The sequence below is a fragment of the Pectobacterium wasabiae CFBP 3304 genome (assembly GCF_001742185.1).
Taxonomy (GTDB): domain Bacteria; phylum Pseudomonadota; class Gammaproteobacteria; order Enterobacterales; family Enterobacteriaceae; genus Pectobacterium; species Pectobacterium wasabiae.
The window spans coordinates 694762-714933 of record NZ_CP015750.1 but is presented as its reverse complement, the minus strand read 5'-3'; the positions used below and the strand labels follow the sequence as shown (position 1 = coordinate 714933).

The following is a 20172-nucleotide window of genomic DNA, read 5'->3' as shown; positions in this document are numbered from 1 at the left end:
TTTAGGAATAGTGATGAAGACAATTAACGACAGTCTACGATGCCTAATGAAGCAGCAGGTTAACAATGAACTGTGTGACTATTTGAGTGGACTCTTAGCCTGAATGAAATTCTCAGAAGAAGACACAGAAAATATTAAAAAATATATTGAGAGAAAAGAATAAATGAGCGGTCAATTCACAGTATCAGAATTCGTGATTGAGATGGGTTTCGACCCATCAAAAGTAATGAGTGGCTTAAGGTCTCTGGAAAATAAGGTTAATGCTTCTGCACAGAAATTTGAAGCAAGACTGAACCGCGCTTTCTCCAAAGACTTCACAAAAGGCTTTAGCCAGAACCTAAAGCGAATGGAAGCCAATGCTTCTAAGTCAGGAAATAACATCAACAGGGTGCTATCACGCTCGTTACAGGTAAGAGGCGTTCAGACTGGGCTTTTCACACGATTTGAGCGTGAAGGTACAGCGTCAGCAGCACGTGTACAGTCAGCGCTTGAGAGAGCCTTAAACGTCCGTAGAACAGCAGCAGGTAACCCACTTGGTAATGGGAATAGTAGCAGACCATCACGTGATAACTTCGCCAATGCCCGTATGAGACAGGTTGAGCGTATTCATGCACTGAATAACGGTTCCATTGCTCAACGTCTAGAGGCTGGCGGTCATACCGACCAGTTGAGACAGTACCGTATGGCTATGCGGGATGCAGCGGTTAACTCTGGTGGCGATATGAGACAGTTCCGTATGGCTATGCGAGAGGCTATCTCATCACAACAGGTCTTCTTACGTTCTCAATCATTTACCAGAAACAGTGCGCTACATGCAGCAGCAACAAATAACGCACTGACAGGGTTAACAGGTAACTTAGGGGCATTGACGGCTGTAGTCTTCAGTGTACGGAATGCCTTTGAACTCTTCACTGAATCACTGAAACAGGGCATTGAGCGTACTCAAGCCAGCACAATGATGAGTTCAGCTTATGGCGATAACACCAAGAATATGAATCGTGATGTTGCTGAATACTCACGTAAATACGGTGTAAATCAGACTGATGCGATGAAACAGGCCGCTGTGCTGAAGCAGACAATGGGTCAAGCCTTCTCAGATAGTGAGATAGTGCCCCTATTGGAGAACATGAGTGTCTTTGCTCATAACACCGGTATGACTACCCAGCAGCAGCAAGGTTTAGCCTATGTGATGGCTCAGGAAGCTGGAGCTAACAAAGGTGGACAGGGCAACAACTACCGCCAAGTGTTAGAGAACGCCCCCGCTCTTATCCCAGCGGTTGCAAAGCTACTGAATATCAAAATAGGTGACGTAAGAGCCAAAGCCAACAGCATGACAGGTCAAGAGTGGGATAAGACCATGTCCCGCGCTATGGATAAAATGAACAGGGACGCTAACGCATACGAGAAGACACAGCACTCTATTGCAGCTAGTCAAGGTCGTTACCAGAACGCCGTAGCGAATTCCCAAATTTCCTTTTTCAAAGGGTTTGAGGGTGGCTTACGCAGTCTGTTTGATAGTAGTAGCAGTATGCTTGATTCCACCAGCGGATTAACCTTTAAACTCGGTGAGGCGCTTGGCTGGGTGCTGGAACAGATGACTCGCAATGTCAGGTCACTAGACCAGTGGGGTGCACGCTTAGATGGCTATTTAACGTTGTTTGGCATCCAGATTGACGATTGGAAGAAGTCACAGCCTTGGTTTGACAAAGTGTCTGAGGTGATGGGCAAGCTGAGTAGCTCCACCTTTGACTGGCTGGCTATGGGGACAACGATTGCCCTGTTCGCTGGGGTGATGGGTAAACTGAAAGGTTTGCTTGGTCTGGGGAGTACAGCGGGTGCTCTGGCTGGTACTGGCTTCTGGTCACTTGCTGGTAAAGCCTTTGGCGTGGCTGCGGTGATAGAGCTGGCTAAAAATGCTAATGGTATGAACGAGTTTGCGACAGATTTAGCCAACAAAACACGGTCACTCTTTGGCATGGAACCCAACAAGCCCCGTACAGCTCAAGAAATCGCAGATGACCCGAATGTCTCTTCACTTAGAAAATGGTTCTCAGCTACCGATGTGATGCTAGGCAGAAAATTCAATGCATGGGCTAATGACCCTAACATTCCACTTTTCAGCGGGAACTGGAAAGGGGCATCATTACCGCCACGAGCGCTAGATTCTTTCCCATCGAGGGATGCTGTTTTACAGCTCTCACTCAATCAGAAGCCATTACAGCTACTCCCCTTCACCATAAATATCAAACAACCTGATGGAACTGTTACACAGCAAACTGTACAGGCACAGCTTGAAAATCACTTTGAATCTACGTTGGTGTCTGCGAGTGGCCTTGGAGGTAATTGGCAGTCTCAGGGAAACAATGCAGGGTTTTCACCAAGTTATCTCAAAAGGAATCCAAACTAATGGCTATCGGTCTATCGGGCTACAATATCAGCCCAATGAACTATAAAGGGAAGGACGGTATCATTTTCCATCTACGCAATGATATGTCTGTCTTTCTCACAATGTCTGCAACCACAGATATGCAGTTTTCTGCACCGATGGATGTTACCACACAGCCTGTCCAATCTGGGCAGGTCATTACGGATAACATTCAGGAGAAGCCTCAGACGATTACTGTGAATGGTGTCGTTGTAGTGGACTATGAAGGAACATTTTTCGTTTCAAGGAACAACTCTGAAGTGGAAGATTTCGTATCTACTCTACAACGTTGGCGTTCACAGCGTCAGATTCTGAGGGTGCTCTGCAAAGATGGCATCACTCTTGACAATGCTCTCTGTACCCAGTTTGAGGCCAAGAAAGACAGTAAAATTGCCAATGGTCTGAACGTATCCTTAACCTTCCAGAATGCAAACTTTGTTGTTCAGGTTGGACGTACAGAAGCCCCTGCAAACGGGGGTGATGGGAAGAAGACCACTAAAGATGGTGCTGTCACCCAGAAGAAGGATAAAGGGAAGACTGGTACTGAGGTGATAGCTAAACCACCAGCCGGACTATGTGACAAGTTAGCCTCAGCAGACGCTGATGGCTCTCTCCCCGACAATGCTAAGAAGGCATTTGCCAACTGCCAGATTAAAAAGACCGTTGACCCTCATACAGGGAAGGTTACATGGGGAAATGGGAGCGCTCAGGCAGAGAAGTACATACCTAATGATTGGGCTACAGCGGCTGGTATTAACCCAAACAAGAAACTGTAAGTGTTACTATAGAATAATCACATTTCGATGTGCCGTAAGGATATTGCTGCCATATCGCCTCCTCTTTTCATTGCAATCAACCATATCAAAAATGAATAGAGTTTACCTAAAAGGATATTTGTTTACCTCTGGGGTTATTTTTATAGTGATTCTCAACCATGTTTAACCCTCTACACCGGTAATTATTTATGCCTCACGATCTGAATGACGTAACACACGCCCTCGATGCGCAAAACCTGCGTGAACTGCCTGCCCGTTTTGGTTGCCCGGTGTGGGCCTACGATGCGCAGACTATCGTTAATCGCATCGCCCAACTGCGTCAGTTTGATACGATTCGCTTCGCGCAGAAGGCGTGTTCCAACACGCATATTTTGCGCCTGATGCGTGAACAAGGGGTGAAAGTCGATTCAGTCTCGCTGGGGGAAATTGAGCGTGCGCTGGTGGCCGGGTTTGTGCCGGGTACTGATGCTCACGAGATCGTCTTTACTGCCGACCTGCTGGATCGTCCGACGCTGCAACGCGTTTCTGAACTGAACATTCCGGTGAATGCTGGTTCGGTCGATATGCTGGAACAGCTTGGGCAACAGTCGCCGGGGCATCCGGTATGGCTGCGCGTGAATCCAGGTTTTGGTCATGGTCATAGTCAGAAAACCAATACCGGCGGCGAGAACAGCAAGCACGGCATCTGGTACGGTGATTTGCCATTGGCGCTGGCACACATTCAGCGCTATCAGTTGAAGCTGGTGGGGATCCACATGCACATTGGTTCCGGCGTCGATTACGGCCATCTGGAACAGGTGTGCGAGGCCATGGTTCAGCAGGTTGTTGAACTGGGTCAGGATATTGAGGCGATTTCAGCGGGCGGCGGGCTGTCGATTCCTTATCGCCACGGCGAAGAAGCGATTGATACTGAACACTATTATGGGCTGTGGAACGCGGCGCGGGAGAAAATTGCCGCACATCTCGGCCATCCTATCACGCTGGAAATTGAACCTGGGCGTTTTCTGGTGGCGGAATCCGGCGTGTTGGTAGCGGAAGTCCGCGCGATAAAATCCATGGGTAGCCGCCACTTTGTGCTGGTCGATGCCGGGTTTAACGATCTGATGCGCCCGGCGATGTACGGCAGCTATCACCACGTCTCTCTGTTGTCGGGCGATGGCCGTGATATCAGCCAGTCCACGTTGCACGATAGCGTGATTGCAGGGCCGCTGTGTGAATCCGGCGATGTGTTTACCCAGCAGGCTGGCGGCGGTGTGGAAACCTTCCCGCTACCGGATGTGCAGGTTGGCGACTATCTGGTATTCCATGATACCGGCGCATACGGCGCATCGATGTCCTCTAACTACAACAGTCGTCCATTGCTGCCGGAAGTGCTGTTTGAAAATGGCGAACCGCGCCTGATCCGCCGTCGCCAAACGTTGGACGAGTTGCTGGCGCTGGAAGCGCTTTAATCAGCCCGTATACCCCTCGTGTTGTCAACGCACTGAATGCGCAGCGCTTTATGGCGCGTAACGTGTACCAATAAGACCAAGGGGCCGCGAGTGTGGATTAGCTCGCGGCCTCTTTTTTGCGCTGGTCTTCTGTGCCTTTTTACCCCTGCCTGACCAACCTTCGTTTCTGATGTAGTCAAATCACAATGTGATAAACCTCTCGCTATCTTGTTCTCTGACACAGTTTTTTTTATTCAAATGCCCATTTTTTTCGTGTCTGGACACATAGGTCGATTTATTAGGAAAGCATAGAATAACCATCGTGGAATATTAATAGGACGAGGTTTGAACATTATTATTCATTAAGTGTTAATAAAATTTAAAACATCATTTAATACAAATCGACCAGGAAAAAGATTTGTATTTGTACCCTGCTGTCTATTTTTTATAAAAAACAAGAAGAGGTTTAATTATGCATGCAATGGAACCCCTTGGTTGGTATGGGGCTTTAATAGGTTTGTTTATTGCTATACTTCTTATTCTCAGAAAGGTTAACCCCGTCTATTCTTTGTTTTTTGGTGCCATCATTGGCGCTGTGATTGGTGGAGCCAATTTAGAACAAACCATTTCATTATTAACTTCCGGCACACAAAGTGTGATGGGCACCGTTATCCGTGTATTGGCGGCGGGTGTTTTAGCGGGGGTGATGATGGAGTCTGGGGCCGCAGAAACGATTGCTCAGGCAATCGTAAGAAAAATGGGGGAAGGAAAAGCCATTTTAGCCCTGACGTTAGCGACGATGATTATTACGTCCGTTGGCGTATTTATTCCCGTTGCCGTGTTAATTGTTGCACCGATCGCGCTATCTGTTGGGAATAAAATGGGCGTGTCAAAGCTGGCATTATTATTGGCACTGTCTGGCGGCGGAAAAGCGGGCAATATTATTTCACCGAATCCGAATACGATTGCCGCCGCGAATGGGTTTCACCTGAGCTTGAGTGATGTGATGATTGCCGGTTTTATTCCTGCGGTTTGCGGCATGATAATGGCTGTGGTCGTCGCCACGCTACTGAAAAACAAAGGCGTCAAGGTCAGCGAACAGGAAGCGAATGCGTTGTCGGCGACAACCATTGACAAGGCCTATCCGACGCTTGGCAAAGCGATTGTGGCACCGTTGGTTGCCGTTGTTCTGCTGATGCTTAATCCCATTGGTTCTATTTTGCATATCAACCTGCTCTCTTCCTTTAAACTTGATGCGATGTATGTATTGCCGCTGGCGGGGTTTATTGGTTTGGTCGCGATGGGGCAGCAACACAAAATGTTGGCTTATACGGCATCTGGTTTGGAGAAAATGACCGCTACCGTGCTGATTTTAATTGGCGCAGGTGCGATTGCTGGGCTAATTGCCGCTTCAAATTTATCGATACAGGTTGTCGCATTAATTAATGTTCTTGGTATTTCTGGCACCTTCCTGGCACCGATATCAGGTATTTTGATGGCTGCTGCTACGGCATCAACATCCACTGGCGTTATTTTAGCGACAGGAACATTTGGTGATGCTATTTCACATGTTGGCGCTCCCCCTATTTCTTCTGCCGTCATGGTTCATACAGGCGCTACCGTTATTGACTCTCTGCCGCAGGGTAATTATTTCCACGTCACAGCACAAAGCATGAATATGAGTATTCGGCAACGTATGGCCTTAATTCCCTATGAGGCGCTGGTGGGGGGGACAATGGCCATTGTCTCAACGGTTTTGTACGGTTTTGTTTTATAAGGTAGCGAGATGATGAGTATGAAAAATGAAACGTTTGTTTTGGCACCGGACTCCTTCAAGGAAAGTATGACGGCAAAAGAAGTGTGTATTGCCATGGAAAAAGGTCTGAAAAAGATATTCCCTGAAGCGACGTATATTCACGTACCTATGGCTGATGGCGGTGAAGGCACCGTGCAATCATTGATTGATGCGACACAGGGCCATATTTTCCAACAAACGGTGGTTGGCCCACTGGGCGAACCGGTTGAAGCAACCTATGGTGTAATGGGCGACGGCGACATTGCCGTGATTGAAATGGCTTCTGCCAGTGGTATTCACCATGTGAATCAGGACACTAAAAACCCGTTAATCACGACGACTTACGGCACTGGCCAGTTGATTCGTGCCTGCCTGGATAAGGGGATCAAAAAGATCATCCTGGGTATCGGTGGTAGCGCAACCAATGATGGTGGCGCAGGGATGGCAGAAGCGCTCGGGGTGAAATTCTATGATGAAACCGGCGAACGGTTAAACCGTGGTGGTGGTGCATTAGGGAGACTACATCATATTGATATTTCAAGTATTGATAAGCGTCTTGCTGACATCGATATTCTGGTGGCGTGTGATGTGACTAATCCATTATGTGGTGAAAATGGTGCTTCACATATTTTTGGGCCGCAAAAGGGAGCAACGCCTGAAATGGTCAGCATGCTCGACGGCAATCTGTCTCACTATGCCAACCTTATTAAGGCACAGTTGGGTAAAGATATTGCCAGCCAGCCCGGCGCGGGAGCCGCGGGGGATTGGGGGCTGGCCTGATGGCGTTTACTGATTGCACGCTGCAAAAAGGGATTGAGATTGTCATTGAATACAGCGGGTTGAGGGAAAAGTTGTCTGAAGCCGATTTCTGTTTTACCGGGGAAGGGCGCATTGATAGCCAGACCAAATTTGGTAAAACCCCCTATGGTGTGGCGAGAACGGCGAAGGAAAATAGCGTCCCGGTGATTGCGGTATCTGGCTGTGTAGGAAGCGGAGTTGAAGACCTCTATCAGGAAGGTATTGACGCTATCTTCGGTATTATTCCCCATGCAAAAAGTATTGATGGTTTATTAAAAGAAGGGGCGTTAAATATGGAACGCGCCTGTGAAAATATTGGACGTTTAATTAAGGCGACGTCTATCCATCATTAGTCCCTATTTCTGTAACGATTTTTGCAGCGGATTGCTTTCCATTTTTTATACAAAATGGATACCTGGTATCGTTTTTTAGAATAAAAACAGGAAGAAAAATGACGGCGTTTTTAAGAAGAACCAAAATTGTTGCAACACTGGGGCCAGCCACCGATCGTGATGATAATTTGGAAAAAATTATTAGAGCAGGCGTGAATGTTGTTCGATTTAATTTCTCTCATGGCACATCGGACGATCATATTATTCGTGCCGATAAAATTCGTAATATTGCACGTAAGCTTAATAAACATGTGGCGATTTTGGGGGATTTACAGGGGCCTAAAATCAGGGTGTCAACGTTCAAAGAGGGTAAGGTTTTTTTGAATGTTGGTGATACGTTTATTCTGGATGCCCGTCTGGAAAGAGGGCTAGGTGATAATCATCAGGTTGGTATCGATTATAAAAATCTGCCAAACGATGTTGTACCCGGCGATATTTTGCTGCTGGATGATGGTCGCGTTCAGTTAAAAGTGATGGGTGTGGTAGACGAAAAAATTACCACTCTCGTTACCGTCGGCGGCGTTTTATCCAATAATAAAGGGGTTAACAAACTGGGCGGAGGGTTATCTGCTGATGCACTGACCGAGAAAGACAAAGCCGATATTTTGGTTGCCGCGAAGATTAACGTCGATTTTCTGGCCGTGTCATTCCCACGTAATGGTGACGATCTCCGTTATGCCCGCCAGTTAGCGCGTGAGGCGGGCTGTCAGGCTGCGATTGTAGCCAAGGTTGAACGGGCTGAGGCGGTCGCCACACCAGAATGTATGGATGACATCATTTTAGCATCTGATGTGGTGATGGTAGCGCGTGGCGATCTGGGAGTAGAGATTGGCGATGCTGCGCTGGTTGGTGTGCAGAAAGCGCTGATCCAACGCGCTCGTCGTCTCAATCGCGTTGTGATTACGGCGACGCAAATGATGGAGTCGATGATTGCCAGCCCGATGCCAACGCGTGCTGAAGTAATGGATGTCGCGAATGCCGTGCTGGATGGCACTGATGCCGTCATGCTATCAGCCGAAACCGCCGCAGGGAGCTACCCGGAAGAAACGGTTATCGCCATGGCGAAAGTCTGTTTGGGGGCAGAAAAAGAGCCTCAGGTCACCGTGTCTAAGCACCGACTTGACGTTGAGTTCGATAATGTTGAAGAAACGATCGCCATGTCGGCCATGTATGCAGCAAACCACCTCAAAGGTGTAAAAGCGATTGTCACTATGACCGAATCAGGTCGCACGGCACGGATGACTTCGCGTATTACGTCGGGCTTACCGATTTTTGCGCTGTCCCGTCATGATAAGACGCTGAATCTCGCGGCACTCTATCGTGGCGTAACGCCGCTATTTTTTGCTAGCAAAGCCGAAGGCGTTGCGGCTGCGCATGATGCCATTACGCTACTGCGTGAAAAGGGCTATCTGGCTTCTGGAGATTTAGTGTTACTGACACAGGGCGATCAAATGAGTCTGATTGGCAGTTCAAATACCTGTCGTATCATGCGGGTCTCCTAATATATCGTTATTCGTTAAATTGGGTATACATTGGTTATGTACCTGAAGTGTGAATTATTTTGGGTACAAATTCTCATTTTATTCATTTTCATTGATGCTTTATTTAGATAGCACTGTTGACGATAGTAAATAATTTTTAACAGCTAATTTAACTAATTAAAGTTGATTTTCATTCTCGTCGGGAAACAATGAGGGGTTTTTTCTTTTTTATAATAATGATTGGCGTAGTTTTATTAACGTGAAACATGATGACGATAAATAGATATTAAGTGAGAGCTTAACATTCACGTTATATTTTATGCCACCTACGCCGGGGATAATTTATGGCTGACTATGATTTTGATGATAAATTGGCGTGCTCTATTGTGACAAGGACAATGCAGATTATTGATTGCAATGTGAATGTCATGGACGCACGAGGGCGGATTATCGGCAGTGGTGATAAGGAACGTGTTGGCGAAATACATGAAGGCGCACTGTTAGCGCTCACGCAGGAACGTATTGTTAATATTGATGACGCATCCGTGCATATGCTACAGGGGGTCAGGCCGGGTGTTAATTTGCCGCTACGTTTAAATGGGAATATTGTCGGCGTAATTGGGCTAACGGGTACGCCTGCGGGGTTGCGTCAATATGGCGAATTGGTCTGTATGACAGCGGAAATGATGCTGGAACAGGCGCGATTACTCCAACTACTGGCACAAAATAGCCGTTTGCGAGAAGAGTTGGTACTCAGTCTGGTGCGCAGTTCTGCCTATTCAGCCACGCAGTGCGAATGGGCGCAGCGATTAGGGGTCGATCTGCAAAAGCCTCGTATTGCGATGGTTGTTGAATTGGACAGCGGGCAACTGGGAGTCAGCACTGCGATGACAGAACTCCAGCAGTTACAGTCACTGTTGATGGAAACCGATAAAGACGATCTGATGGCGATAGTCTCTCTGACTGAGATGGTGGTACTTAAGCCTGCGTTTATCCATGCGGAACGGTGGGAGCCTGAAGAACATAAACGGCGGATGGAAAAATTATATCATCGGCTGCAAGAAGGAAGTTCTCTGCGTGTGCGTCTGGCATTAGGCAACTTTTTCCCCGGTGACGGCGGCGTTGAACGTTCCTACCATACAGCCAAAACCACCATGAAAGTGGGTAAGCAGCGCATGCCAGAAACACCATGCTACTGCTATCAGGACATGGAGTTACCTGTCCTGCTCGATAGCCTACGTGGAGGATGGCAGGCTAACGAACTGGTGCGTCCACTGCGTCGTTTAAAAGCGATGGACAGCAATGGGGTATTCAGAAAAACGCTGCATACCTGGTTTAGGCATAATTTACAGGCCGCCGTCACCGCCAATGCACTCTATATTCATAAGAATACGCTGGAATACCGATTGCGGCGTATTTCTGAACTGACAGGACTCAATCTGGCAAATTTTGACGATCGTTTCTTGCTTTATGTCGCGGTACAGTTGGACGATGACTGAAGCGTGAAACGGGAACGTTTATTATGGTAATGACGTGCTGAAGTGTCTGAATCGGTAGTATTACACGGCAAAGTATGGCCCTTTCTGTACCGACTCACGCAGCTTCAGTTCGCCAGTAAAAGGTTGCAGCGGTTTAACGTCTTTGCCCGCAATCAGATCCAGCACTTGCGCAATCGCGGTGGCGGCCATCTCTTCAATCGGCATGTAAACGGTAGAAAGTGAAGGGTGCAGGTAGGTCGCGCAGGGTTCGTCGTCAAAACCAAAAATGGAGACATCCTGCGGTAATTTTTTCCCCGCCTCGTACAGCGCTTTCATCGCGCCAATTGCCATGTCATCGTTGCTGACGAACAGCGCGCTAAAGTTAACGCCGTTATTCAGCAACTGACGTGCGGCTTGATAGCCGCTGGCAACCATGCTGGTTCCGTGTGCCACCCGACGTGGGTCAACCTCGATCTGATGAGCAAGTAAGGCTTGCTGATAGCCCGCGAGCCGCGCCTGTGCCGTCGGTGTTTTCATCGGTGCGGTGATGCAGGCAATCTCGCGGTGCCCCTGTTCTATCAGGTAATTCACCACGTCAAACGCCGCCTGCTGCTGGCGGAAGAAAATACAGCGTTCTCGTGCCTGCGGCAGATCGCGATTCATCACCATCATCGGAATGGTTAACGTATCGAGCAGCGCCATGAGGTCGGCTTCGGACATATAACGGGTGTAGAGAATAATGGCGTCGCATTGTCTGTCAGACAGCAACTGTACCGCGCGCTTTTCGTCTTCCGGCGTATCATGCCCATCGGTCACGATCAGATGTTTACCACTGCTTTCCGCCATTTCTGCGGCGCGGCGCAGCAGGCGGCCAAAGTAGGGGCCGTCAAAATTGGAGATAACAAGCCCAATGCTGTTTGAGGTGCGACGAGCCAGCGAGCGCGCGAGAAAATTAGGGCGGTAGCCAAGTTCATTCATGGCTTGAAATACCGCATCGCGCGTAGATTGTTTGACCTGCCCGGTGCCATTTAGCACCCTGGACACGGTGGCTTTAGACACCCCTGCGCGTTTCGCCACCTCAAGCATGGTTTTCATAGCTGTACCTTAATTGAGTATGATGACGGGCTGAAATGCCTATCCATCCTTGTTCATATGGCATGATATCACAGGCATATTGTTGGATTTAACGGTTGATGTTCGTTTCTTAACCAAATTTTTGTCAGTTTTGTGATGTCGCCATTTCGCATTTTCCTCCTGAATAACATGTGGAAACGTATGGCGTTAGCTAGGCGAAGTATTTACAGATGCGTGGACGAGAAGGTACTGCTGATAGGGATCCGTGATTCGATGGTAATCTTTTTGATTCTATAACTATTTTACAGGTTTGGTATCACTATGGCTGAGATTGTTTATCTGGCGGATCATCCCCAGCATCAAGAACAGGTGATCGACTGGATATGGCAGGCATTCGGTAGCCAGAACAGCCGTGAATTCTTTGCCAGCGTGGTGCGCAATAGCCTGAACCCTGCGGCGCTGCCGCTGACGTTTATCGCGCTGGAGGGGGAGCGTTTAGTCGGGACTGTGGGGCTCTGGCGCTGCGATTTAATTAGCCGACAGGATCTGACGCCTTGGCTGGCGTCGCTGTATGTGGAAGAAAGTTATCGTGATAAAGGGCTGGGCGTGGCGCTGCAACGGCACGTATTGGCGTTTTGCCGCCGTGCAGGCTTTGACGATCTGTACCTGTACGCCACGTTTAGCGGCTATTATGAAAAGCACGGCTGGCATTACATCGGCGATGGGTTGGACTACCCGGACAAGGCCGTGCGGCTGTATCACCAGCCGCTGTAGGCTGCCTCTGAGTTTGCATAGAAAAATGACTCAGAGACAGCAGATCCGAGAAGTATCGAGGGCATCAAAATGATGTCCAGTCTCCTTCACCGGTTGCGGCGTTGCTTTTACTTGGTGCGGCCAGCGCAGGTTGAAGGGCTAATGCTGGTGCTGCCGCTGGTGTACGGGCGATCTGGTGGCTGTTGTCTAGGCGGAACTGGCTGACCGTCTCGGTCAACTGTGCAGCCTGCTGTTGTAGAGACTGCGTGGCGGCTGAGGCTTCGTTCACCAGCGACGCATTCTGCTGGGTGGTGACTTCCATCTGGTTCACGGCAACATTCACCTGCTCGATTCCCATCGTCTGTTCATTGCTGGCGGAGCTGATCTCTCCAACCAGATCGCTGACCTTGCGCACGCCGCTGACGATATCCTGTATCGATGCGCCGGCCTGTACCACCAGTCGGTTGCCCGCTTCCACGGTCTGAACGGAGCGATCGATCAACTCCTTAATCTCTTTAGCCGCAGAGGCGCTACGCTGTGCCAGGCTGCGCACTTCACTAGCGACCACGGCGAAACCACGTCCTTGTTCACCCGCTCGTGCGGCTTCTACGGCGGCATTCAGTGCCAGAATGTTGGTCTGGAAGGCGATGCTGTCGATGACGCCGATGATATCGACAATCTTCTTCGATGAAGTGTCGATCGCGCCCATCGTTTTCACCACTTCTGTCACTAATTGTCCACCTGACTGCGCTTGCTGCGTGGTCGATTGTGCCAGTTGGTTGGCCTGACGAGCGTTATCGGCATTCTGCCTGACCGTCGAGCTTAATTGCTCAATGGAGGCTGCCGTTTCCTGTAGCGCACTGGCCTGTTCTTCCGTGCGGCTGGAAAGGTCGATGTTGCCTGCGGCAAGCTGTGAAGACGCCCCGGCAATGGACTCGGAACCTTGGCGAACTTCGCCAACGATAGAACGCAGACGCACGGTCATATCTTGCAGAGCGTGTAGCAGTTGGGCGGCCTCGTCACGTCCTTCTGGTTGTATATTATGCGTCAGATCGCCCGCCGCGACGGCTTGCGTAGCCTGTACGGCACGCGACAGCGGTTGCACGATACTGCGTGTGAGCACCCAGGCGATCAGAACACCGATGATGGCGCTCAGTACGCCAGTGACGGCAAGGATGAGATCGCCGCGGCTTGCGCCAGCGTTAATGTCTTGTCCCATTTGGTCGATGCTGGCGCGCTGGTGGTCGCGCAGTGCTTCCACGCTTGTCAGATAGCCATTGGAAGCGGGAACGAACTCATTGTCGAACAGTGTTCTGGCGCGATCGAAATTGCCTGCCCCTTTTTCCGTGATAATCGCATCACGCTTTTTGATGTAGGACTGACGATATTCGCCAACCTTATCGAATAAGGCTTTTTCTTCGGGGGTTGATATCAGGCTGGCAAAATCCTCTTGCCGTTTAGCGCTTTCTTTACTGGCGCGAGTGTTCTCTGCGGCAAATAGCTCAACCAGCGAATCGTCATTGCTGCGTGCTACTGCCATACTGCGCTGAACCCCTGCTACGAGCGTGGCATGCCAGTCCGCTGCCAGCCGTTCTTTGCGCAGCGGTTCTTGCATCATTTCTTGTGTTCTCTGGGACACCTGGTTGAGTTGATAAATACCGCTGGTCAGCATGACCAGCGAAAGCGCAATAAGCAGGCCAAAGCCGCTGGCCAGCCGGGTACCTATTTTGTAGTTCTTCATTATCCGTTACACACACCTGGTTAAATTTAGCGTCTGCCCCATGCAGACTCCGCGATTTTACTCCTTACTTTCTGATTGATTCTGCTGAAAAACTGGACTAACACCCCTTTGTTTAGAGGGTCATTTTTCCATAAAAAACCAAGAAATGTGATCGGGAGGCTATTGATGGGGAAATGGAGGAAAATGTGAATCGGAGTGAAAAGGAACCTTTAGGGAAAAATAGCGGCATTTATATGGTGAAAGGGCGCAAAGAGGGCGGTTGCCTTACATGATTCGCTAGAATTTTACAGTTGGTTGCACTTATAGGATAACTCTTTCGATTCATCGCTGGTGAAGATAAGTGGCGATCCTTAGAGTAACAAGTCCCAGAGGTATTGATTGGTGATATATCAATGTACTCTGTACATTGAAATCATTTGATTACACCAACCTACGCGGATGCGTAGGTTTTTTTTTGCCTGAATTTCCCGCTTTTGTTATCTCCAGCGCGATTAATGCTATGTGAATGATGTGCTGACGGCAATCTTCGCGTTAAGCCGTATATCCGTCGCTTGAAGTATAGTGAGTATGTAGTATTTTGACGTATCGCTCGGTGGTTTGCGCCTCAGCAAGCTATCCGTTTATCTGTCTATTGGGAGAAGGCATGATTCATACCCTGTTACGTTGGGTGTTCCAGCGTCTGTATCGCATCCGGATTGAGGGCGACAGTAGCCAATTTCAGCAATCCAAATTGCTCATCACCCCCAATCACGTCTCTTTTCTTGATGGCGTCCTGCTGGCGTTATTCTTACCGATAAAACCCGTCTTTGCCGTGTATTCCTCTATTTCCGATCGCTGGTTTATGCGCTGGCTGAAGCCTTATATCGATTTTGTGCCGTTAGATCCCACCAAACCTTTGGCGATCAAAGCGCTGATCAAAGTGATCGAGCGCGGCCAACCCGTCGTTGTTTTCCCGGAAGGGCGTATTAGCGTCACCGGATCGCTGATGAAGATTTACAGCGGTGCGGCGTTTGTCGCGGCGAAATCTGGGGCAACGATCATTCCTGTGCGTATTGATGGCGCTGAGTTCACGCCGTTCGGCCGACTGGCGGGCGTATTTAAACGCCGCTGCCTCCCGCAAATTACCCTCACCTATTTGCCTCCCACCACGTTGCCGATGCCGGAAGCCAGTAGCGCCAGAGCACGCCGCGCGATGGCTGGTGAACGCTTGCACCAGATTATGATGAAGGCGCGAATGGACACGCGTCCGCAGCATACGCTGTATCAGGCCTTTTTGGCGGCGAGAACTCGTTACGGACGGAACGCTGCCAGCATTGCGGATATCTCATTCAATGAAGACAGCTATCAGGGCTTATTGAAAAAATCGCTAGGCGTGTCGCGTATTTTACAGCGCTTCACCCGCGCCGATGAGCATGTCGGTATGCTGTTGCCGAATGCGACCATTACTGCTGCATCCATTCTGGGCGCATCGCTGCGTAACCGCATTCCCGCCATGCTGAACTACACCGCGGGCGCGAAAGGGCTACAAAGCGCGATGAAAGCAGCGGGGATCAAAACGATCGTCACGTCGCGCCAGTTTCTTGAAAAGGGCAAGCTGACGGATCTACCGAAGCAAGTTAGCGAGGCCAACTGGGTCTATCTGGAAGATTTGAAAGACACCGTAACGCTGACCGATAAGCTGTGGATCCTGTTTCATCTGCTGTTTCCTGCCCGTGCGATGCTACCGCAGAAACCGGATGATGCGGCCATCGTGCTGTTTACCTCCGGTTCCGAGGGGAACCCGAAAGGCGTGGTGCATTCCCATGACAGCCTGCTGGCAAACGTCGAGCAGATTCGTACCGTGGCGGATTTCACGCCGCGCGACCGCTTTATGTCCGCGCTACCGCTGTTTCATGCATTTGGCCTGACGGTGGGTTTGTTAACGCCGCTCATTACGGGCGCGCGCGTGTTTCTCTACCCCAGCCCGCTGCACTATCGCATTGTGCCGGAGCTGGTTTACGACCAGAACTGTACCGTGCTGTTTGGCACGTCTACGTTTTTAGGCAACTATGCACGCTTTGCCCACCCGTATGATTTTGCTCGTCTGCGTTATGTGGTGGCTGGTGCGGAGAAGCTATCAGAAACGACGCGTCAGGTCTGGCAGGATAAATTTGGTATCCGCATCTTGGAAGGGTATGGCGTGACCGAATGTGCGCCAGTGGTGGCGATCAACGTGCCGATGGCAACCAAAATCCATTCCGTTGGTCTGCTGTTGCCGGAAATCGAATCGCGGTTGATTACGGTGCCGGGCATCACGCGCGGTGGTCGTCTGCAACTGCGCGGGCCGAATATCATGAAGGGCTATCTGCGGGTGGAAAACCCCGGCGTGCTCGAAGTGCCTGCGGCAGAAAATGCAGAAGGCGAATTGCAACAGGGCTGGTATGACACTGGCGACATTGTCGAACTGGACGAAAGAGGGTTCTGCACCATCATCGGCCGCGTGAAGCGCTTTGCCAAGCTGGCGGGAGAGATGGTTTCGCTCGAGAGCGTGGAGCAGTTGGCAGTGAAAATATCGCCGGAAGCGCAACATGCCGCGAGTGCGAAAAGCGACAGTAGCAAAGGTGAGGCGCTGGTGCTGTTTACCACGGACAGCCAGATAACCCGTGATGCGTTGCTTGCTCAAGCCCGCAGCAGCGGTGTTCCTGAACTGGCAGTGCCGCGTGATATTCGCTATGTGAAAGCGTTACCGCTACTCGGTAGCGGTAAGCCTGACTTTGTCACACTGCGCCACATGGCCGAAGAGTCGATCGCTGAAAAAACTATTATTCAAGCGTCGGAGTAGAGTACATGAGTCAACAGACTGAACCCGCGACGCCTTTGCTGTCGCGCAGTATGAGCGCGGTGATTATCGCGCAGTTCTTCTCCGCGTTTGGTGATAACGCGCTGCTGTTTGCCACGTTAGCACTGATCAAACAGTTGCTGTATCCCGACTGGAGTCAGCCGTTTTTGCAGATGGGGTTTGTGGCTGCGTACATTATTCTGGCCCCGTTTGTCGGGCAAATAGCGGATAGCTTTGCCAAAGGACGGGTGATGATGTTTGCCAATACTCTGAAGCTGGCGGGCGCGCTGCTGATTTGTGTGGGTGGTAATCCGTTTATAGGCTACACCCTGGTAGGTATTGGTGCTGCTGCGTATTCACCTGCGAAATACGGCATTCTGGGTGAGATCACACGCGGCGATCAGTTGGTTAAGGCCAATGGGTTGATGGAGGCGTCGACCATTGCGGCGATCCTGACTGGCTCTGTAGCAGGCGGCGTGCTGGCGGACTGGAATATTTACGCTGCGCTGTCGATTTGTGCGGTGGCTTACGGTGTGGCGCTGGGCGCGAATATGCTGATCCCGCATCTTAATGCCGCCCGACCGGGGCAACCGTGGCATCCGGTGCAGATGGCGAGCAGTTTCTTTTCTGCCTGTCGGGTTCTGTGGCGTGATGGCGATGCCCGGCTTTCGCTGATTGGCACCAGTATGTTCTGGGGTGCGGGCGTAACGCTGCGCTTTCTATTGGTACTGTGGGTGCCGCACGCGCTTGGGATTACCGATAACGCGACGCCGACGCTGCTTAATGCGATGGTTGCCGTTGGGATTGTTCTGGGGGCTGGTGGTGCTGCCAGACTGGTTACGCTCGATAACGTGCGGCGCTGCCTGCCTGCGGGGTTCTTGATCGGCGTGGTGGTGGTGATTTTCACGCTTCAGCATAACCTGATTAGTGCCTATTCTCTGCTAATTCTGCTGGGGGCGCTCGGCGGGTTCTTCATTGTGCCGCTCAATGCGCTGTTGCAGGAGCGTGGGAAGGCCAGCGTCGGCGCGGGAAATGCGATCGCGGTACAGAATCTAGGTGAGAACGGCGCAATGCTGCTAATGCTGGGGCTCTATTCTCTGGTGGTGAAACTGGGCGTCTCGGTTATCGCGATCGGGGTAGGCTTTGGCGTCTTGTTTGCGCTGGCGATTGCGCTGCTGTGTACATGGCTAATTGTGACTAAGCGCCGTGCTCGTTCCGCCGGCACAGAATAGGAAGGGTGACAATGAGTCTGATATGGCATGACTGGGATGTGACAGACCTTAACGTGTATGCACTGCATGACATATTGGCGCTGCGCAGTCAGGTATTCGTGGTTGAGCAAACCTGCCCCTATCTGGATATTGATGGTCGCGATCTGGTGGAAGGCAATCGCCATATTGCAGCATACCGTGACGGCAAGCTGGCCGCCTATGCCCGACTGCTTGCCTCCCATCCGAACAATGATGTGGTGACGATTGGGCGAGTGATTGTCGCGCCGCATGCGCGCGGGCAACATCTGGGGCATCAGCTCATGGAGCACGCGCTGATTGCCTGCGCACGCCACTGGCCGCAAAAGCCTCTTTTCCTGTCCGCACAGGCTCATCTGCAAACGTTCTACGGTGCGTTTGGCTTTGTGGCGACTGGCGAGGTGTACGATGAAGACGGCATTCCGCATATTGATATGCGGTCGGCGTTCTGAGGGATATAACGCTGCGGCGAAAGGAACCGGGGGGCGCAGCGTAAAGAAAAAACCGGCATAGCGTATTGTCATACTGCTCACTTAAGCCCGTTTTAGGGGAAACACAGGGGGAGGTTCCCGTAGGGATGCCTCACGCCCCGTGTATCTCGATGCTTAAACGATTGGCATTAGACTACGGTATTGCCGGTTTTTTGTGATTTTACGGTAGGTTAGCTAGCAGCGTGTGAAATTTTACTACCCAGTTTCTGCACATCTTGGCCAAATCCGCGTGTGGTATTGCAGCCACTCAATGTTGCTGTGACCAGCAGCGCTACTACGATAGTTGTTATACGTTTCATCATCGTTACCAGTAGGTGGTTGATAAACAGGGTGCGATAAGTCGTGCGTGATAGGTTCCTACTGTGTCATAACCGCAGGTGAAAATTCAATCCTCATATGGCCTGAACCGGCTGATATCGTTTGAAATTATGTTGCTACCTATGGGGATTCGCTCAGACCTGATTTGGTACTGTTTACTACACAGGGCTAAAGCTAATCTGGCAGGTCGATCTGTGGTAGTAGTGGCGATACATTGTTATATGCACTTAAGATTTTACTTGCGGAAGTTTGTAAACGCCTGTGTTCCAGTACTCTCTTCCCTGGCGACAATCTTCTATACAACCCAACGATATAAGTTCTTTTGCAATAAGCCGATTCATAACGCCGTGTCCCATCAGCAACACGGGACGGTTTGATTTTTTAGCATGATTTACCAGTATTTCTGCTGCCTTAAAAGCACGTTTTTTTGCCATCCCTAAACTCTCAGCCCTATTTGAAATGCCACAGAGCCACATGACTCGAAAAAAAACGACCCAGTATGTAGGTGGTAACTTAACGCCATGTATCCTAATTAAAGGTAGGTCCGCCTCTCTGAATACGTCGTCAATGATGTCCGGTTCACATCCGAGCGCACTTAAAGAAGAAAGTGCTCTTGGCAGAGGGCTACTTATTATCAGCGATGCTTTGGATACTATTGATTGACATGATTCCGGAGGTATATCGCTGCCCGTACCAGAAAGATTGTATTGTGCAATCCAGTCAGCCATTTCATCGCAAGTCACTTTCGGATAGCCAGTGTAAGTGGGCTTTCCATGGCGCATCAAAATAATTTCCATATATTGCTTCTTGTTTATTGTTTATCGGTCTTACAGATTAATGCGTTGAAGCGATGATGTTATACCACCATTTTTTGAATTGACCATGCAGGTTGCGAGAGCATCAGAGGATGTCACACAATATCCTGCGACTGATGAAGTATTCTGACAACAATGACGCTATCTGTTTCGTATGGAAAAAATAGCGTATGTCTGACGACGGAAATGAGTACAGGCCTTGTCCAAGCTCTTTGCGTTCGATGCCTATCTTGTTGCGTCTACTTGATATAAAAGGGAGGCGGCTCGCAATAAGCATTGCAAGACGAAAAATAGGAAGGGAAAGCGGTGGGCAGGTTTTCAAGGAAAACAAGCCCACTGA

Annotated in this window: 14 protein-coding genes and 1 pseudogene; 11 read left to right on the top strand and 4 right to left on the bottom strand. The window is 50.0% G+C overall.

Features of this window, described 5'->3' with window-relative positions; genetic code table 11:
* Positions 1-163: 163 nt before the first annotated feature.
* The 7 genes and pseudogenes from A7983_RS03225 (at position 164) to A7983_RS03195 (ending at position 10596) form a co-directional block, all read left to right on the top strand.
* Positions 164-2407: a hypothetical protein gene (locus A7983_RS03225; RefSeq protein ID WP_005974887.1), complete on the top strand. Its 2244-nt coding sequence runs from the start codon at positions 164-166 to the stop codon at positions 2405-2407.
* Positions 2407-3201 carry a phage baseplate protein gene (locus A7983_RS03220; protein WP_005974885.1) on the top strand — a complete coding sequence of 265 codons (795 nt, stop codon included), beginning with the start codon at positions 2407-2409 and terminating at the stop codon, positions 3199-3201. Before A7983_RS03225 ends, A7983_RS03220 begins: the two co-directional genes overlap by 1 nt.
* Positions 3202-3389: 188 nt before the next feature.
* The gene (gene lysA, locus A7983_RS03215) at positions 3390-4652 is read left to right on the top strand and encodes a diaminopimelate decarboxylase (protein ID WP_005974883.1); all 1263 of its coding nucleotides are present in this window, start codon (positions 3390-3392) and stop codon (positions 4650-4652) included.
* A gap of 496 nt (positions 4653-5148) precedes the next feature.
* Positions 5149-6408, top strand: a complete 1260-nt coding sequence (locus tag A7983_RS03210; RefSeq protein ID WP_235778042.1) for a GntP family permease — start codon at positions 5149-5151, stop codon at positions 6406-6408.
* A gap of 9 nt (positions 6409-6417) precedes the next feature.
* Positions 6418-7577 (top strand): annotated as a pseudogene (locus tag A7983_RS03205) (glycerate kinase).
* Positions 7578-7675: 98 nt separating this feature from the next.
* Positions 7676-9118: a pyruvate kinase gene (gene pyk, locus A7983_RS03200; protein WP_005974877.1), complete on the top strand. Its 1443-nt coding sequence runs from the start codon at positions 7676-7678 to the stop codon at positions 9116-9118.
* 323 nt (positions 9119-9441) lie between these two features.
* The gene (locus A7983_RS03195; protein WP_005974874.1) at positions 9442-10596 is read left to right on the top strand and encodes a CdaR family transcriptional regulator; all 1155 of its coding nucleotides are present in this window, start codon (positions 9442-9444) and stop codon (positions 10594-10596) included.
* Between the two features lie 60 nt (positions 10597-10656).
* Here A7983_RS03195 and A7983_RS03190 read toward each other — a convergent pair whose 3' ends face one another.
* On the bottom strand, positions 10657-11670 hold the full coding sequence (locus A7983_RS03190) for a LacI family DNA-binding transcriptional regulator (protein WP_005974871.1): 1014 nt from the start codon (positions 11668-11670) through the stop codon (positions 10657-10659).
* Positions 11671-11970: 300 nt separating this feature from the next.
* On the opposite strand from A7983_RS03190, the gene A7983_RS03185 reads away from it, so the two are divergent.
* Positions 11971-12423: a GNAT family N-acetyltransferase gene (locus tag A7983_RS03185; RefSeq protein ID WP_005974868.1), complete on the top strand. Its 453-nt coding sequence runs from the start codon at positions 11971-11973 to the stop codon at positions 12421-12423.
* 64 nt (positions 12424-12487) lie between these two features.
* Here A7983_RS03185 and A7983_RS03180 read toward each other — a convergent pair whose 3' ends face one another.
* The gene (locus tag A7983_RS03180) at positions 12488-14143 is read right to left on the bottom strand and encodes a methyl-accepting chemotaxis protein (protein WP_005974864.1); all 1656 of its coding nucleotides are present in this window, start codon (positions 14141-14143) and stop codon (positions 12488-12490) included.
* A gap of 643 nt (positions 14144-14786) precedes the next feature.
* On the opposite strand from A7983_RS03180, the gene aas reads away from it, so the two are divergent.
* Genes aas through A7983_RS03165 form a run of 3 tightly spaced genes read left to right on the top strand, consistent with a single transcriptional unit; the run spans position 14787 to position 18660 of the window.
* Complete coding sequence (gene aas / locus A7983_RS03175) at positions 14787-16964, top strand: bifunctional acyl-ACP--phospholipid O-acyltransferase/long-chain-fatty-acid--ACP ligase (RefSeq protein ID WP_005974861.1); 2178 nt, start codon at positions 14787-14789, stop codon at positions 16962-16964.
* Between the two features lie 5 nt (positions 16965-16969).
* On the top strand, positions 16970-18193 hold the full coding sequence (gene lplT, locus A7983_RS03170) for a lysophospholipid transporter LplT (protein ID WP_005974859.1): 1224 nt from the start codon (positions 16970-16972) through the stop codon (positions 18191-18193).
* A gap of 11 nt (positions 18194-18204) precedes the next feature.
* A complete protein-coding gene (locus A7983_RS03165; protein ID WP_005974857.1) occupies positions 18205-18660 on the top strand; it encodes a GNAT family N-acetyltransferase in 456 nt (151 codons plus the stop codon).
* 209 nt (positions 18661-18869) lie between these two features.
* Here A7983_RS03165 and A7983_RS23005 read toward each other — a convergent pair whose 3' ends face one another.
* Entirely contained in the window at positions 18870-18998 is a 129-nt protein-coding gene (locus tag A7983_RS23005; RefSeq protein ID WP_039347108.1) for an entericidin A/B family lipoprotein, read from the bottom strand.
* A 246-nt stretch (positions 18999-19244) separates the two neighbouring features.
* On the bottom strand, positions 19245-19814 hold the full coding sequence (locus A7983_RS03160; protein WP_039478310.1) for a histidine phosphatase family protein: 570 nt from the start codon (positions 19812-19814) through the stop codon (positions 19245-19247).
* Positions 19815-20172 lie beyond the last annotated feature (358 nt).